Annotated in this window: 14 protein-coding genes; 8 read left to right on the top strand and 6 right to left on the bottom strand. The window is 66.5% G+C overall.

The genetic code is table 11. The annotated features are described in order from the left end of the window. The first annotated feature begins 43 nt into the window (after nucleotides 1-43). The gene (locus WMN78_RS02160; RefSeq protein ID WP_340531760.1) at nucleotides 44-946 is read left to right on the top strand and encodes an NAD(P)-dependent oxidoreductase; all 903 of its coding nucleotides are present in this window, start codon (nucleotides 44-46) and stop codon (nucleotides 944-946) included. On the opposite strand, the gene WMN78_RS02155 is transcribed toward WMN78_RS02160, so the two are convergent. After that, nucleotides 927-1,400: a GNAT family N-acetyltransferase gene (locus tag WMN78_RS02155; protein ID WP_340531759.1), complete on the bottom strand. Its 474-nt coding sequence runs from the start codon at nucleotides 1,398-1,400 to the stop codon at nucleotides 927-929. The two genes, WMN78_RS02160 and WMN78_RS02155, sit on opposite strands and share 20 nt — an antisense overlap. A gap of 143 nt (nucleotides 1,401-1,543) precedes the next feature. On the opposite strand from WMN78_RS02155, the gene WMN78_RS02150 reads away from it, so the two are divergent. From WMN78_RS02150 to WMN78_RS02140, 3 genes are all read left to right on the top strand, one after another. Then, complete coding sequence (locus tag WMN78_RS02150) at nucleotides 1,544-1,678, top strand: hypothetical protein (RefSeq protein WP_340531757.1); 135 nt, start codon at nucleotides 1,544-1,546, stop codon at nucleotides 1,676-1,678. 104 nt (nucleotides 1,679-1,782) lie between these two features. Further along, nucleotides 1,783-2,127, top strand: a complete 345-nt coding sequence (locus WMN78_RS02145; RefSeq protein WP_340531756.1) for a DUF3846 domain-containing protein — start codon at nucleotides 1,783-1,785, stop codon at nucleotides 2,125-2,127. Nucleotides 2,128-2,168: 41 nt separating this feature from the next. Then, on the top strand, nucleotides 2,169-2,456 hold the full coding sequence (locus tag WMN78_RS02140) for a hypothetical protein (RefSeq protein ID WP_340531755.1): 288 nt from the start codon (nucleotides 2,169-2,171) through the stop codon (nucleotides 2,454-2,456). A gap of 102 nt (nucleotides 2,457-2,558) precedes the next feature. Here the strand turns inward: WMN78_RS02140 and WMN78_RS02135 are convergent, their stop codons facing one another. Continuing rightward, entirely contained in the window at nucleotides 2,559-3,791 is a 1,233-nt protein-coding gene (locus WMN78_RS02135; RefSeq protein WP_340531753.1) for an amidohydrolase family protein, read from the bottom strand. 85 nt (nucleotides 3,792-3,876) lie between these two features. Next, a complete protein-coding gene (locus tag WMN78_RS02130; RefSeq protein ID WP_340531752.1) occupies nucleotides 3,877-5,334 on the bottom strand; it encodes a DUF3100 domain-containing protein in 1,458 nt (485 codons plus the stop codon). Nucleotides 5,335-5,480: 146 nt separating this feature from the next. On the opposite strand from WMN78_RS02130, the gene WMN78_RS02125 reads away from it, so the two are divergent. The 4 genes from WMN78_RS02125 to WMN78_RS02110 all read left to right on the top strand — a co-directional run bounded on the left by WMN78_RS02125 (nucleotide 5,481) and on the right by WMN78_RS02110 (nucleotide 10,214). Beyond that, the gene (locus WMN78_RS02125) at nucleotides 5,481-6,968 is read left to right on the top strand and encodes an amidohydrolase family protein (protein WP_340531751.1); all 1,488 of its coding nucleotides are present in this window, start codon (nucleotides 5,481-5,483) and stop codon (nucleotides 6,966-6,968) included. 190 nt (nucleotides 6,969-7,158) lie between these two features. Beyond that, complete coding sequence (locus WMN78_RS02120; protein WP_340531750.1) at nucleotides 7,159-8,496, top strand: amidohydrolase family protein; 1,338 nt, start codon at nucleotides 7,159-7,161, stop codon at nucleotides 8,494-8,496. Between the two features lie 20 nt (nucleotides 8,497-8,516). Further along, the gene (locus WMN78_RS02115; protein WP_340531749.1) at nucleotides 8,517-9,503 is read left to right on the top strand and encodes an ornithine cyclodeaminase family protein; all 987 of its coding nucleotides are present in this window, start codon (nucleotides 8,517-8,519) and stop codon (nucleotides 9,501-9,503) included. A gap of 42 nt (nucleotides 9,504-9,545) precedes the next feature. Further along, entirely contained in the window at nucleotides 9,546-10,214 is a 669-nt protein-coding gene (locus WMN78_RS02110; RefSeq protein WP_340531748.1) for a GntR family transcriptional regulator, read from the top strand. Nucleotides 10,215-10,397: 183 nt separating this feature from the next. On the opposite strand, the gene WMN78_RS02105 is transcribed toward WMN78_RS02110, so the two are convergent. The 3 genes from WMN78_RS02105 to WMN78_RS02095 all read right to left on the bottom strand — a co-directional run. After that, nucleotides 10,398-11,774, bottom strand: coding sequence for a DUF3100 domain-containing protein (locus tag WMN78_RS02105; protein ID WP_340531747.1), 1,377 nt, complete (start codon nucleotides 11,772-11,774; stop codon nucleotides 10,398-10,400). Further along, entirely contained in the window at nucleotides 11,771-12,997 is a 1,227-nt protein-coding gene (locus tag WMN78_RS02100) for an amidohydrolase (RefSeq protein ID WP_340531746.1), read from the bottom strand. The genes WMN78_RS02105 and WMN78_RS02100 overlap by 4 nt, the downstream gene beginning before the upstream one ends. 55 nt (nucleotides 12,998-13,052) lie before the next feature. Further along, the coding region (locus tag WMN78_RS02095) for an aldehyde dehydrogenase family protein (RefSeq protein ID WP_340531745.1) at nucleotides 13,053-14,597 on the bottom strand (1,545 nt) is incomplete at its 5' end.

The following is a 14,597-nucleotide window of genomic DNA, read 5'->3' as shown; positions in this document are numbered from 1 at the left end:
CCGCCCTCCCTTAGCCGGCCCCCAAAATTCAAGGACTGTGAACATGACCGAAACCACGCGACGCTCCCTCGCCCTTCTGGGACTGGGCCCCATGGGCGGTCCCATGGCCGGCCGGCTCCTGGCTTTCGACGGCGACCTCACCGTCTGGAACCGGACGTCCGCCAAAACGGAACCCCTGGTTGCCCTTGGGGTGCGCGCCGCCACATCACCGGCCGATGCCGCGTCCGACGTCGTTCTTACGGTTTTGCCCGACCTGGACCAGGTTGAGTCACTGCTCCCGGGACCGGACGGACTGCTTGCCGGCTGGGCGGCGAGAGGCATCGCCCGCCCCGCCCTCGTAGTCCACGGAACGGTTTCGCCGATCGCCGTCGCGGCCTTTGCGGAACGTTTGCTCCGTGACCACGGGGTGACGGTCCTCGATGCGCCAGTCAGCGGTGGAACCGTTGGCGCGGAGAACGGGACCCTCAGCATCATGGTCGGCGGGGACCGGGACGCGGCGCAAGCGGTGGAGTCCGTGTTCCAGGCCATGGGCACCACCGTCCGGTACATGGGTCCGAGCGGATCCGGGGCGCTCGCCAAGGCCTGCAACCAGATCGTCGTCGCCGCCACCGTGACCGCAGTCTCCGAGGCGATGCTGCTTGCCGGCAAGGGAGGCCTGGACCTGTCGGTGATGCTCGAGCTGCTGCAGGGCGGGCTGGCCGATTCCGCTCTGCTCCGGCAGAAGGGCCACCGCTGGATCAGCAACGATTTCGACGGCGGCGGCAGTGCCCGGAACCAGCTCAAGGACCTCGGGTTCATACTGGAGGCGGCTGCCAAGGAGGGGCTTGAACTCCCGCTGAGCGGCGCCGTGCGCGGGTTGTTCGACGAGATGGTGGCCCAGGGCGACGGCGCGCTCGACCATACGGGCATCCACCGCACCCTCGCGCTTAAAGGCGGAGTTGCATGAAAACGCTGTTGGGATCCATAACGTAGCTGCCAAAGGGAGGGCACTCGGTGAACCCGTTGCGGACATACAAGCGCCGTGCGGGCGCGAAATAGTCCTCGGTTCCTGTCTCAAGATAGATGCGCTCGAAGTCCCGGGTTCGGGCCGCGTCAAGGATGTGCCTGAGCATCAGGGTGGCGACGCCTCGCCCCCGCGCGGTTGCTGTGGTGCGCATGGACTTGATTTCGCCGTACTTCGCTGAGCCGTGCGGGGAATCGAGGAGCTTGAGCGCGCCACACCCCAGGAGCTCGCCGTCCTCGCGGGCCGTCCAGAACGTGATCGACGGAGCGGACAGTGCGGAATGGTCCAGTGCGTGCACACTTTCCGCCGGCGAGGTGGCGAGCATGTCTGCCAGGTGCTCGCTCAGGAGCTGGCGGACGTCTCCCCGCGCAGGGTCATCCGGATTAATATGAATCATCACCCCAAATTTACCGGGCTGCCAACGTCCGGATCAACTACGCGCGTGCCGCCAAAATTCTGCCCTTTTTCGGAAAACTGGCATAAAAAATATAAGTGTGTATGGTACTGGGTAAGCACAAACCCTTGAAAGGTGTGATTCCAATGTCAGGAAAATCGCCCAGAAGCGCTGGCGCCAAAAAGGCGGGTAAATCTATTCTCGAAAAGCGCGCCGATAAAAAAGCAAAAAATGAAACTAGTGAAATTCAGTTCATAAAGCCGCGCAAGAACCAGCGCTAACATCTTGCGGGCGGTCGAATGCGGAACTCCTAGCCCCGTCGGCCGCCCGCACCACCCGCCGCTGCTGGGGACCGTTCAGCCCGTTCAGTGACAAGGACAAGTCCATGAACACTGCCTACAACGCCTTGGTCGTACCGGCCCGCATCACCCAGCCTGTGCGCATCGAACCCGTGAACACGGACATGGCCGCACTGCAGAAACTGCTTGCGGGAAACATCGAATCCATCACGGGCGCAGACTGGCATGTCTACTTGAATGAGCAGGGACACCCCATGCCCTCGAACATCAGGGCTGAAGTGCTCATCCGCGAAGCAGGCATCAATCTCCAGGAAGCCTTCAACGGAACGGCAATTTTCCTTGGCCATGGAAGGTATGTTCAGGAATTAGACGCACCCCGCCATCTAATCCGGCTTGCGGAGCAGCTTTTCGACTTGCCGCTGGCGACCTAATAAACAAAGTACATAAATTTGTAGCGAGCGGCCGGCGCTAATTGCGCGGGCCCGAAAATTCACCTTTTGTTGGCGGTATCGATTTATTCCGGGAGCTGTACACGCTGGCAGCACGGGACCCGGCCTACCGGGCCATCACCCACGCCTGGATGCGGCAGAGCCGCACCTCCCTGGGCCGCCACTTCGACCCCGTCACGTGCCGGATGCTGGACGCACTGATCGAAGGCTCCTTCCTGCACGCAGCTTTGGATACCGAACAGCACGACCGGGCGGTGACGGCGGAGGCGGTCGCCCGGATCACCACACCCCGTTCCGCGCAGGGGCGCTGACCGCCGTTCGGCAGGCGCAGCGGACGACCTGAAAGCAGGCGGACGACGGCGGGAGGTCCCGCCGTCGTCCGGCTCTTTCGTGCGGAAGTGCAGCCCGGCTGACTACGCCGCCGGGCTAGGGAGAACGGCCAGGCCGTCCGCGACGAGCCTGCCGTCGTGGATGACGGTGCGGTCGGTGCCGCGGTCCATGACGGTGCTGGTGACGGTCTCACCGTCGACCAGGACTATGTCGGCCCGATCCCCGGGTGCCAGGCCCGGCCGGTGGTCCGGACTGGTGAGCCGCTCCACGGTGCGGTCCATGATGGAGGCGCCTCCGATGGTGGCGATCGCCGCACAGTGCTCGATCAGCAGGTCCTTGCGCAGCCGGTGTGTGAAGGCCAGTTGCCAGGTGCGGTCCAGCATGTCGCAATTGCCGTACGGACTCCAGTAGTCCCGCTGGCCGTCCTCGCCCAGACCGACACGGATCCCGGCCCCGGTCATGCGGGCCAGGTCGAACTGCGTGCCGCCGGTAGCCGGGGCAACGGTCGCCCAGGCGACGTCCAACTCGGCCATCTGCTCCACGAGCCGGGCGGTCACATCGGGGTGGACATTGGCCAGATCATAGGCGTGGGACAGCGAGACGCGTCCTTCCATACCCAGTGCGCGGGTGCGTTCGAAGACAAGTTCCGCGCTGAAGACACCCAGGTGGCCCGGCTCGTGCAGGTGGATGTCGACGTCCACCCCGTACTTCTCCGCCAGGCCGAACACGATGTCCAGGTGGCGCACCGGGTCACGGTCCAGCTGGCAGGGATCAATGCCGCCGATGGTTGTCGCGCCCGCACGCAGGGCCTCCTCAAGGAGCGGAACTGTGCCGTCCTCAAGCAGGAGGCCCGCCTGGGGAAAAGCCATCACCTCCACGTCGGCGGCGTGGGCGAAACGCTCCTTCGCGGCCAGCACCGCCTCAAACCGCTCAAGCTTGCAGTCCACGTCGATCTGCGCGTACGAACGGACCCGCGTGGTGCCGCGCGCAATCATCCGCTCCAGCGTTCCTGCCACGACATCCCTGTAGGGAATGGGGGTGTCGCGCCAGTTTTCCCGGTCATTGCACATCATGTTCCACACACCAGGCGAGGCGGTGTGCTCCCGGAACGGCAGCCCGATCCGCGTCGAATCGAGGTGGACGTGTACGTCGGTAAAGGCGGGCATGGCGATCCGGCCACGCCCGTCGATCGCCCCGCCGGAGGAGTCAGCTACTTCGACGGCGGTCCCCGCCGGGTGAACGGCGGCAATCCTCCCCTCCCGAACCTCGAGGTCTACGGCGTCCCCGCCCCAGGGGCGGACATTGGTGATGAGCATGGTTCATTCCTTTCGACGGAGAAGTTAACGACGGCGGGGAGGGCGCCGGTCCGCGGGGACCGGTGCCCTCCCACAGCAGCACGTACTAGAACTGGAAGGCAACCTGCGCGATGACTGCCGCGGCGAGGAAGCTCGCCGTGAACGTCATCAGCGCAACGATGACAATCTTCCAGCTCAGTGAGCGCAGCGCCTTCACGTCGCGGCCCAGGGACATGCCGATCAGGGCGATCATGGGCAAACCTGCGAAGAGGACGTTGATGTGCTGCGTGGTGGATGCGATGAAGGGGCCGATGGGCAGGAACGTTGCCGAGGCTATGGTGGCCAGGGCCAGGACCCAGATGCTGGACGGAACCGCCGGGACGAGTTTCGCAAGTACCAGCGCGACGGCGGTCAGTGCCAGCAGGATGAGCACGCCGACGGCATCCAACGGCCGGGCGGTACCGGTGCCGAGGGCGTTCAGCAGGACGCCCGCCACTCCGGTGGCGGCGAACGCGATGAGCCAGGTCCTCGGTGTCCGGACAACAGTGGGGTCCGCTTCGATGCCGTTGACGTCCACCGTGTCGCTGCCGGACGCCTCCTCCGCATCCATCACCGCACTGCCCGCGCGCGCTGAGTTCGAGGCTCCCGTTTGGGTGCCGGCAGCAGCGCCGACCAGGGCGCCGCGGCGTACACGGCGGCCGAGGTCGTCCCGGCCGAAGAGGCGGGACCACATCTTGTAGAGCTTCTGGCACATGGGCAGCGCGATAAAGACCCCGGCGTAGAAGCCGACGATGTTGGTGACCAGGTTGGAGAGGGCCGCGAGGGCCATGATCTCGCCCGCCATCTCCGGATACAGGATGGACAGCGCGCCCACGCCGCCGAGCATCATGGAGGCGGATCCGAGTCCGAGCCCCAGCGCAAGGGCGCGGGGGTCAAAGAAGTCCAACCCGCCGAGGAGCCCTGCCAGGAGGGAGATGAACACTGCGCCGAAGACGCTGCCCAGCACCCACACAGCAAACACGCCCCGGTACTCGGGGGAGCGGACGCCGAAGCGCTGGATGGCGAAGGCGAGGTAGGACTCACGGTCGATCGACCAGGTGGCTCCGATCGCCGTGCGGCCCAAACCCAGCGCAACTGCGACCGGAAGGGCGAGGATCACGGTGCCCACGACGTGGCCCATCTCCTGCAGGAGGATCGCGGGACCGATGTTGGTGAACTTCGTCAGCGACGGGCCGATCTGCGTGCCGAGGCCTGCCAGGAAGAAAACGATGGACACGTCCATCAGGTGCGTGGAGACTGCGCGGGCACGCCCTCCAATGGGTTTCCATCTCTGGACTCCGAGGAATCCGCCGATGAGCACCGTCCACAGGATGGGCATCAGGACGATGGCGGCCGGGCCGAGATGGAACTTGTGGGTTCCGATCATGATGGCCACGGCACAGACGGCGGTGGAGATCGCGATCATCGCGAACCACAGGGCGGGCCGGGCACGGAACGTACGCGACGGTACCGCGTCCACAAGGACGGATACGGAGCCGTCTGTGGTCTTCGCTTCATTGCGCATGGCGCAGGCCTTTCGAGGGGGATCGGGGATCAGGACAAAGACTTCTCGCATTTTGCGGAACCGGGTCTTTGGTATACCAAATGACTGTATACTCGTACCCATTGAGAGGCAAGTCACATTTTTCGGCAGTCCGCCAAGGAGGCACGATGTACACGAAAATCTCAGCCCGCTACGTTCTGGGGTTCGACGGGGCCCGGCACACGCTCACCGAGGACGGCGAGGTGGTCTTCGACGGAGATTCCATCGTTTTCGTCGGACGCAACTACGCCGGTCCGGTCCATGAGGAGCGCGACTTTGGCCAGAGCCTGGTCATGCCCGGCCTCATTGACCTGGATGCCCTCGCCGACATAGACCACCTCATCCTGGACTCGTGGCCAACGCCCGACGTCGCCGCCGGCCACCTGTGGTCGGAGCACTACTTCGCCAACCGCCGCCGGGACGTGTTCACTCCGGCGGAGCGCGCCACGGTCCGCGAATTCGCCCTCGCGCAGCTGGCACTGCACGGAATTACCACCTACATGCCCATCGCGTCAGAGATCCACAGCGCCTGGGCTGAGGGCCTCGATGAACTGGTGGACATGGCAGAGACCAGCCGGCGGATCGGACTGCGCGGCTACCTCGGTCCCGCCTACCGGTCCGGGGTCCACGTCACCACTGCCGCGGGTGATCGCGAAGTCCACTTCGATGAGGCGCAGGGACTTGCCGGCCTGCGCGACGCGGAGCGTTTCCTGGACCACGCCGCCGGCCTCGCCGACCCGCTTGTCACCGGCGTCCTGCTGCCGTGCCGCATCGAGACGTTGTCCGAAGAGCTCATGCGGGAGACGGCGCGGATCGCCCGGGAGCGGGACGCGATTGTCCGGCTCCATTGCCTGCAGTCCCCGCTGGAGGACGGGATGCTGCAACATTCCGCGGGACGCAGCGTCCTGGAGCTGCTCGATTCCACAGGCTTGTTCGGCACGCGGCTGCTCATTCCGCATGGCGTGGTGATCCACGGCATGGACCCCTCCGCGTTGGCGCCCGGAGGCCCGCTGGACCTGCTGGCCCGGCACGGCGTCAGCATTGTGCACTGCCCGCTGACATCGTTCCGCTACCAGAAGCAGCTGGTTTCGTTTGACCGTTTCCGTGAGGCCGGGGTCAACCTGTGCCTGGGTACTGACTCCTTCCCGCCGGACCTGGTGCGCGGCATGGACGTCGGCATGCACCTGACCCGGCTGGTCGAGGAGCGGCCGGATGCCGGGACCCTGGCTGACTACTTCGACGCTGCCACCCTCGGTGGTGCGAGGGCCCTGGGGCGGGACGATCTGGGGAAGCTGGCACCTGGCATGCAGGCCGACATTACGGTTGTTTCCCTGGGCCACTTCGGCGACGGTGTGGTCGAGGATCCGCTGCGCACGCTGGTGCTCAACGGCACGGCGCGCCAGGTGACCGACACCTTCGTAGCGGGGCGCCCCGTCGTTGTCGACGGGGCTCTGCCCGGCATTGACCTCGACGCGCTGCGAGCTGAGGGGCAGCGGCTCTTCGACCAGATGAAGGCGGCCTACTCGGAGAGGGACCTCCGGCGCCGGGAGCCCGGCGCGCTGTTCCCGCCCACCTATCCGCACGCGGAAATCACGTCTCCCGCCCACGTCGGTTGAGGACTTTCATCGGTAATCTCGGGAACTACTGCTATTGGCTTGGTATACCAAAGCGAGTATTGTTGATGCGTACGGGGGCTCCCTCCATCCTGTGGTTGATGCTGATCCGCCCCTGCTGGAACCACGACTTTGACCCACTGACTCCGGCGCCCGCACTGCTGCGGAGCGGCCCCTTCCCTTTGGAGAAACTATGTGCTTGCACGACCACACCCCGGCTGCCCTTCCTCCCGCCGCTGTTCCGCGCCGCGGCATCCTCGCCGGGGCCGCCGCCCTCGCCGGAATCTCGGTGGCGAGCCTTGCGGCCCAGCTGGGAAATGCCCCGGCGGCGAAAGCGGAGGGCAACACGGCAAGCCCCGGCTACCCCGGCCGCCCCGCTTCACCCCAGCCCATGATCATCGAGGGCGGCACCATCGTGGACCCCAAGACCGGCGATGCGGTGGCAGACGGAGTCCTTGTGCTGGAGGGCGGCAAAGTCACCGCGGTGGGCAGCCGTGACGAGACCCGCCGTGCCGTAGCCGCCCTTGCCGGCCGGGCCCGCATCGTCAACGCTTCCGGACGCTGGGTCCTTCCCGGCCTCATCGACGTGCATGTCCATGCGAACGCGCTGTCGGATGCACGGGCCATCCTGCAGGGCGGAGCCACCAGTGTCAGGAGTGGCTCCAGCAGCTTCTACCAGGACGTCGCCCTCGCTGCCCTGCCCGCCTGGGCCGCCGGCGCCTCGCCCCGGATGAGCCCGGCAGGGCTGTTCATCTCACCCGAGCTGGGGGACTCCCTCCTCGCGGACCCGGACCTGGCACCGCTCGCAGCCCTGTCCGGGGGAGTGACCGAACCGACCGACCTCGCCTACCTCACCAAGGTCAACCTGAAACGCGGCGCCCGCGTGATCAAGACCCGGGCCAACCCCCGGGCGGGCCTGCCGGAACAGGACCCCCGCGAACTGGTCTACAACTACGAGCAACTGTCCGCGGTGGTCAAGGCCGCAGGCAAAGCAGGCGTGCTGTGCCATGCCTACAGCGCGGAAGGGATCGACGGCGCGGTCCGGGCCGGCGTGCGCAGCATCGAGCACGGCGTCTTCGTCAGCGAGGAGACCATCTCCCGGATGGCCAGCCGCGGGACATACTTCACTCCCACCATGGATGCCATCACCAGCATGGCGGCTTCCTCCAACCCGATCCTTGCCGCCCGCGGCAAGGAGTACACCCCCATCATCAAAGCGGCCGTGAAAGCCGCCCATGAAGCCGGCGTCACCGTCGTCGCAGGGACGGACTCTTTCGGATCGGACGTGACCCCGATCGGCACCGAAGCACGCCTGCTGGTCGAGGCCGGGCTTTCGCCGCTGGACGCCTTGCGGGCCGCGACAGTAAATGCCGCCGCCCTCCTCGGCTGGAGTGAGGATGCAGGGCGCCTGGTGCGCGGTTCCTTTGCGGACGCCGTCATTGTGGACTCTGATCCCTTGACCAGCGGCTCCGCCCTGGAGGGAATCCGGGCCGTGGTGGCGCAGGGAGTCCTTGTCCGGAACGACCTCTGATCTGCACGGGGAAAGCGACCATGACACTGATTCTTAAAGCCTCCGAGCTCCAGGCCCTGGCCGACATGCCGGGGACCATTGCCGCCGTCGAACGCGTTTTCGCCGGCCTCAGCCGGGGAACCGCCGTTCAGCCGGCGCCGGATTCCCTTCTCCTGCCGTCCTCGGACGCGCGGTTCCTGCCGATGGCAGCGCTGTCCGGCGCCGAGGAGTTGGCAGCGGTGAAGCTGCTGGCGGACATCCCGGCGAACCGGGAGTCCGGCCTGCCCACCCAGCGGTCCACCATCATGCTTGTCTCCCAGTTGACCGGCGAGACACTGGCCATCCTGGACGGGAAAGTCCCCACCCGGGTCCGCACGGCCGCTGCCAGCGCCGTGGCCACGAAGCTCCTCGCGAGGCCCGGCAGCACCACCCTGGGACTCGTCGGTGCAGGCGCGCTGGCCGTGGCCCATGTGGAAGCGATGCTGGCCGTCCTTCCGATCGAAAAGGTGGTGGTGTGGTCTCGTTCCGCGGACACGGTGGCCGCCTTCTGCGGGGAGGTTTCCCGCCACGGCCTGAACATCACCCGCGTCTCCAGCGTCCAGGAAGTGGTGGAGGCTGCCGACGTGCTGTGCACCCTCACGCCGGCCGTTGAGCCGCTGGTCAAGGGCGAGTGGTTCAAGCCCGGGCTGCATGTGAACGCCGTCGGATCCCGTCCCCGGGCAGACCACCGGGAGATTGATTCCGCAGGAATGGTGCGGGCGAGGGTTTTTGTGGACAGCCTGGCCACGGCCCGGGCCAAGTCCGGCGGACTGATCATCCCGGTGACCGAAGGTGTCATGAGCTTCGAGGACGTGGAAGCCGAGCTTGGTGACGTGGCAGCGGGGACAAGAGCAGGACGCCGTGGCGATGAGGACGTAACCTTGTTCAACTCGGTGGGTATCGGTCTGCAGGACCTTGCCATCGGGCGGCTCCTGTACGACGCTGCGCTCAGACAGGGGGTTGGCACGCGCGTGGCGCTGAATAACTGAGAGACCGCGGACGTCAGACGCGGCAGCACAACGGAGGCATGAATGACAGTCCAGGCGGAATCTCCCGCATCGTCGGCTGACACTGCCCGGGCACGGATCCGGGAGCTGATCATCTCAGGGGACTTCGCGCCGGGGTCCCGGCTCCGGGAACGCGAGCTGTCCCAGACCCTGGCTGTATCCCGGGTGCCCGTCCGCGAAGCACTGCAGCAGCTGGAGGCCGAGGGCTTCATTGACGCCTCCCCGCGCCGAGGCGCCACCGTTAAACAAATCACCCTGCGGGACGTCAACGAGCTCTTTGATGTGCGGCTCAGCCTGGAGGTCCTGGCCGCGCGCCTCGCAGCCCACGCCGCGGCGAGGGGCCAGTCGTCGTCCGGGCTGCAGCAGATCATGGACCAGGCGGAGGACGCAACGCTGCGCCATGATCACGCGCAGATACCGCTGATCAACACCGCCCTGCACGCAGAGATCGTGGCGATGGGGGGCAACTCGCTGCTGGAGTACTCCATGAAGCCCCTGCTGGGCAGGATGCAGTGGCTCTTCACCCTGACCGGGCACCGTGACCCCCAGGTTCAGTGCGCCGAGCACCTGAGCCTGTGCAAGGCCATTTACGACGGCAAGGCGGAGCTGGCGGCGGCGCTGGCCTATGCGCATGTGGAGCTGGGCCGCGAACCGTCGCTCCAGGGACTCGCCGGGCGCCTGCCCGAAAGCTGACTGCCTGAAAACTGACCCCCAAAAGCTGACCGCCGGAGGGGAGCGGCCCCGAACGCAAGCGGACGACGGCGGGAGGTCCCGCCGTCGTCCGTTCCTTCTGTTCCGAAAAGCCGTTGGAGTTTTTGTCCAGATATCACGAGTTGGGGGCCTCGTAAGTCGCTGTATCTGGACAAAAACTCCGTGTTAGTGCCAGAGACCCAGGGCGAACTCCGCGATCACGGTGGAAAGCAGGAAGGACGCCGTGATGGCCACCAGGCCTACGGGAATGATCTTCCAGCCGATGTTCTTCAGCAGCGGGATGTCCTTGCCGAGGGACAGGCCCGCGAGCGTCAGCATAACGGTGGCGATGGACAGGAAGTCGACGGTCTTGATGAACCCGGTGAGTGCCTCGGCGCCGAAGAACCAGGGGCTGGAGATGTAGGCGCCGATAGTGGTGATGTACACGATCGCCGAGATCTTCCGGGTGAGCTTCGCCAGCGCAATGCTCACCAGGACCAGGCCCAGCATGATTCCGTACCCGGCGACAATGGACAGGCTGAATCCCTTGGCCGCCACCGACGCCGTGCCGATGCCGAGGATCGTCAGGACTGAGAGCGACAGCCACAGCGGGAGCTTGATGGCCGCCGAGGATTCGGCCACGCGCTCGCGGAAGAGTCGGTTTTCCTCCGCCTGTGCTGCCTCGCGGTCGATGTCGGCGGCGCTGCGCTGGGCGGTGGCGCCTGCCGTGACGGCGGCAGTTTCGCGGGCTGTCTGCTTGCGGGTGAGCGCCTTGTAGAAGCGGTCGGCCAGCGGCAGCGCAATGTAGATGCCCACATAAACGCCGAGGACGGTGGTGATCAGGTTGGACACGGCTGCCATGCCCAGGATGGCTTCCTGGTCCGCCGGGTAGGCGGCCACGATGCTGGCCGCGGAGGCCGCCATCATGGAGCCGGAACCCACGCCGGCGCCCATGGCCAGGGCCAGGGGATCGAAGATCTTCCAGTTGGCCACCAGGGAAGTGAGAAGCGTGATGAACACGGCGCCGAACAGCGTGCCGAAAACGTACATGGCCAGCACGCCGCGGTACTGGTCCGAATCCGGTCCGTATTTTTCGGAGACCATGGCGAAGGACGGTTCCCGGTCCAGGGAGAACGTGGCGCCCACGGTGGCCTTGCCCATCCGGAGCAGGACAGCCAGGGGGAGTGCCAGCACGATGGTGCCCAGCAGGTGGCCCACCTCCTGGAGGAGCAGCGCCGGGCCTGCCTTGATGAGGCTGGGAAGGCTGGGCCCGATGTTGAAGGCCAGCCGGGCCACCAGGAGCAGTACGGCGACACCCACCAGGGCGGCCGCAACGCGCTGGAGGTCAAGGCCGAGCGGTTTGAACTTCTGGATGGAGACGAGCAGGCCCACAATGAGGCCCCACACCATGGGGAAGATGATGATCGCGCCGATTCCGACGTCGATCTTGGCCTGCCCGATGAACTGGACCGCGACGGCGATCACCAGGGCCAGGGCGGCAATCGGGATGGTCAGCTTGGTGCCGGCCTTATCTATCCGCGCGGTTTTGGTAGTGCTGCTCATGATGTGCCTTCCTGGGTGAAAGTACGACGGCGGTATGCCGCTTTGATGAAGCGTTCTCGTTGGGTGGGGGTTGAGGCTGCTGCGGCGATGGTCCAGGCCAGCGCGGTGGCTGCCTCGAACATCACCCCGTAGGCCTCCGGGGTGTCGGCAAGCGCGGCGAACGCATGCGAGTGGATGGGAACGTCGGCCCCCGGGATGCTCAGCCATGGATGCAGGGACGGGATGACCTGGGAGATGTTGCCCATGTCGGTTGAGCCACCGCTAAGGCCTGACGAGCGGGATGTGTCCTTGCCGAACACGTCCATCGCACCGGTCCAGTGCGCAGCCAAGGCGTCATCCTGAAGCAGGGGTTCATAGAGGGGTTCGGTTTCTTCAATAGCCAGGGTTGTCCCGGTGGCCAGCGCGGCTCCTTCGAAGCAGCGGCGGACACGCACCAGCAAGGCCTCGTATTCGGGCAGCGTGAAGGCCCGGCATTCAAACTGGACCACCGCCCGTTCCGGAATGATGTTGGTGACGTGTCCGGCTTCCGCGACGAAGCAGGCGATGCGGTGGTCCGCGGGGATTTGCTGGCGGAGCAGTCCGATGGCCACCTGGCTCAATACGGCGGCGTCCGCAGCGTTCACACCCAGGTGCGGGGCCGCCGCCGCGTGCGCGGCCTTGCCGGTGAACGTCGCCTTGTACCGGCCCACCGCCTGCGCGCTGGTACCGGCCGGGTTGTAGGTCAGGCCGTCCTGGACGGGATGAACCATCAACGCCAGCCCGACGCCGTCGAACGCTCCCTGCTCCAGCATGAGCACCTTGCCGCCGCCATGTTCCTCGGCCGGGGTTCCGATGGCTTTCAGCGTGATGCCCAGCTCGTCCACATACGGTCGCAGGGCCAGCGCGGCGGCCACGGATGCGCCCGCGATCAAGTTGTGCCCGCACGCATGCCCGATGTCCGGCAGCGCATCGTATTCCACGCACAGCGCCACCGTCAGGTCGCCGCTCCCCGCGCTCGCGGTGAACGCTGTGGGAAGCCCGCCGGTTCCGCGTTCCACCTCGAAGCCGCCTTCGGCCAGCAGTGCCGCTGCCGCCTCGGCCGAGCGGACCTCCTCGAAGGAGACCTCCTTGGCAGAGTGGATTTCCCGCGCCATGGCCCGGACGCGGGGCTTCCAGTTTTCGACGCCGCCCGCAAGGGCCGTGCGGAGCGTCGCCAGGGCGGTGGTTGAGTCTGTCAGTTCCATGAGTGTCTGCCTGTTCTCGTAGGACGCTTTAGTAAGTCGCTTTGAGTAAGCCGCTTTAGTAGGAGAGGGACGGGAAAGGGGACCCTGCCGCCCGCGTGGGCACCCAGATGGCCTTGGTCTGGGTGTACTCGTCCAGGACGCCCGGGCCCGAGGAACGCCCGTGGCCGGAATCGCCGAAGCCGCCGAAAGGAACTGCCACGTGGATGGTCTTGTAGGAGTTGATCCAGAATGTCCCCGCCTTCACCTCGCGGGCAATGTGGTGGGCCCGGGAGATGTCGGAGGTCCACACGGCGCCGGCCAGGCCGAAGTTGGTGTTATTCGCCCTTGCGATGGCTTCCGCCTCGGTGTCGAAAGCGTCGGCGCCCACCACGGGACCGAAAACCTCCGTGGTTTCGAGGCGGTTGGCGGGGGTGACGCCGTCGAGCAGGGTGGGCATGACCCAATGCCCGCCGGACAGCGCGGACCCGGCGAGGGCATCTGGAAGCGACGCCCCGGTGACCCGGCGGCCGCCGTCGTGCATTCCTGCCTCGATGAGGGTGTTGACCGTGGCGAACTGCTGGGCTGTGATGATCGGTCCCACCTCGGTGTCCGCGCTGAGCGGGTCACCGATCCGCAGCCTCGCGGCCTTCGCAGCCACCAGCTCAATGAACTGTGCGTGCACCCTCCGCTCCACCAGGAGCCGCGATCCGGCGACGCAGGACTGCCCTGCGCCGGAGAAGATCGCCGAGATGGCGCCGTCGGCGGCACGGTCCAGGTCGGCGTCGGCGAACACGATGTTCGCACTCTTGCCGCCGAGCTCCAGCAGTGCCGGAATCCCGGCCTGCGCAGCCGCGACAGCCACGCGCCGCCCGGTGGGGACGGAGCCGATGAAGCTGATTTTGCCCACGCGCCGGTCGGTGGTCAGGGCGGCGCCCACGGTCTGGCCCAGCCCCGCGGCCACGTTGAACACGCCTGCCGGGAGCCCCGCTTCGTGGGCCAGCTGGGCGAGCCGGACCGAGGAGGCCGGGGTGAATTCGCTGGGCTTGATGATCACGGCGTTGCCGGCGGCCAGCGGGGCGGCGGAGTTCCAGCCGGCCGTGAACAGGGGTGCGTTCCAGGGCGTGATGGCGACGACGACGCCCCACGGAACGCGCTCAGTGTAGGTGTGCCAGTTGCCGGGAACGGGGATGGTCTGGCCGGTCAGCTTGTCCGCCCAGCCGGCGTAGTAGCCGAACATTTCGGCGACCTTGGCGGCTTCAACGCGGGCATCCCGGATCGGCTTGCCGGTGGTGGCCGACTCGAGGATGGCAAGTTCCTCCGCGTGGGCTTCCACGGCGCGGCTGACGTTGCGCAGGATTGCCGCCCGTTCGAAGCCGTTCATGGCGGCCCACACTGCTGCGCCCGCCGTCGAGCTTTCCAGGATCGCGTTGGCGCCCTCGGCACCGGGGTCCGCGTACGTGGCAAAAGGTTCGCCGGTGGCCGCTGCGGTGAGGGTGATGCTCTCCCCGCCGCCGGGAACGGTCTTGCCGTCCAGGAAGGCGCCGAGGCCGGCCGGGAAGGCAGCGTCCAGGACTGCCCGGGCAGTGGCTGCCGAGGAGGAGGTAGGTGCTGTGGTGATGCT

Source organism: Arthrobacter oryzae (assembly GCF_037911235.1).
GTDB lineage: Bacteria > Actinomycetota > Actinomycetes > Actinomycetales > Micrococcaceae > Arthrobacter > Arthrobacter oryzae_E.
Note: the sequence above shows the minus strand (reverse complement) of the source record. Positions and strands in the feature narration are given on the sequence as shown.

Bases quoted from the DNA above. Each gene is read 5' to 3' on its own strand.
- WMN78_RS02100 (WP_340531746.1), bottom strand. From the start codon at position 12,997: ATGGAACTGACAGACTCAACCACCGCCCTGGCGACGCTCCGCACGGCC.
- WMN78_RS02120 (WP_340531750.1), top strand. From the start codon at position 7,159: ATGTGCTTGCACGACCACACCCCGGCTGCCCTTCCTCCCGCCGCTGTT.
- WMN78_RS02110 (WP_340531748.1), top strand. From the start codon at position 9,546: ATGACAGTCCAGGCGGAATCTCCCGCATCGTCGGCTGACACTGCCCGG.
- WMN78_RS02105 (WP_340531747.1), bottom strand. From the start codon at position 11,774: ATGAGCAGCACTACCAAAACCGCGCGGATAGATAAGGCCGGCACCAAG.
- WMN78_RS02160 (WP_340531760.1), top strand. From the start codon at position 44: ATGACCGAAACCACGCGACGCTCCCTCGCCCTTCTGGGACTGGGCCCC.
- WMN78_RS02125 (WP_340531751.1), top strand. From the start codon at position 5,481: ATGTACACGAAAATCTCAGCCCGCTACGTTCTGGGGTTCGACGGGGCC.
- WMN78_RS02155 (WP_340531759.1), bottom strand. From the start codon at position 1,400: ATGATTCATATTAATCCGGATGACCCTGCGCGGGGAGACGTCCGCCAG.
- WMN78_RS02135 (WP_340531753.1), bottom strand. From the start codon at position 3,791: ATGCTCATCACCAATGTCCGCCCCTGGGGCGGGGACGCCGTAGACCTC.
- WMN78_RS02115 (WP_340531749.1), top strand. From the start codon at position 8,517: ATGACACTGATTCTTAAAGCCTCCGAGCTCCAGGCCCTGGCCGACATG.
- WMN78_RS02130 (WP_340531752.1), bottom strand. From the start codon at position 5,334: ATGCGCAATGAAGCGAAGACCACAGACGGCTCCGTATCCGTCCTTGTG.
- WMN78_RS02145 (WP_340531756.1), top strand. From the start codon at position 1,783: ATGAACACTGCCTACAACGCCTTGGTCGTACCGGCCCGCATCACCCAG.
- WMN78_RS02150 (WP_340531757.1), top strand. From the start codon at position 1,544: ATGTCAGGAAAATCGCCCAGAAGCGCTGGCGCCAAAAAGGCGGGTAAA.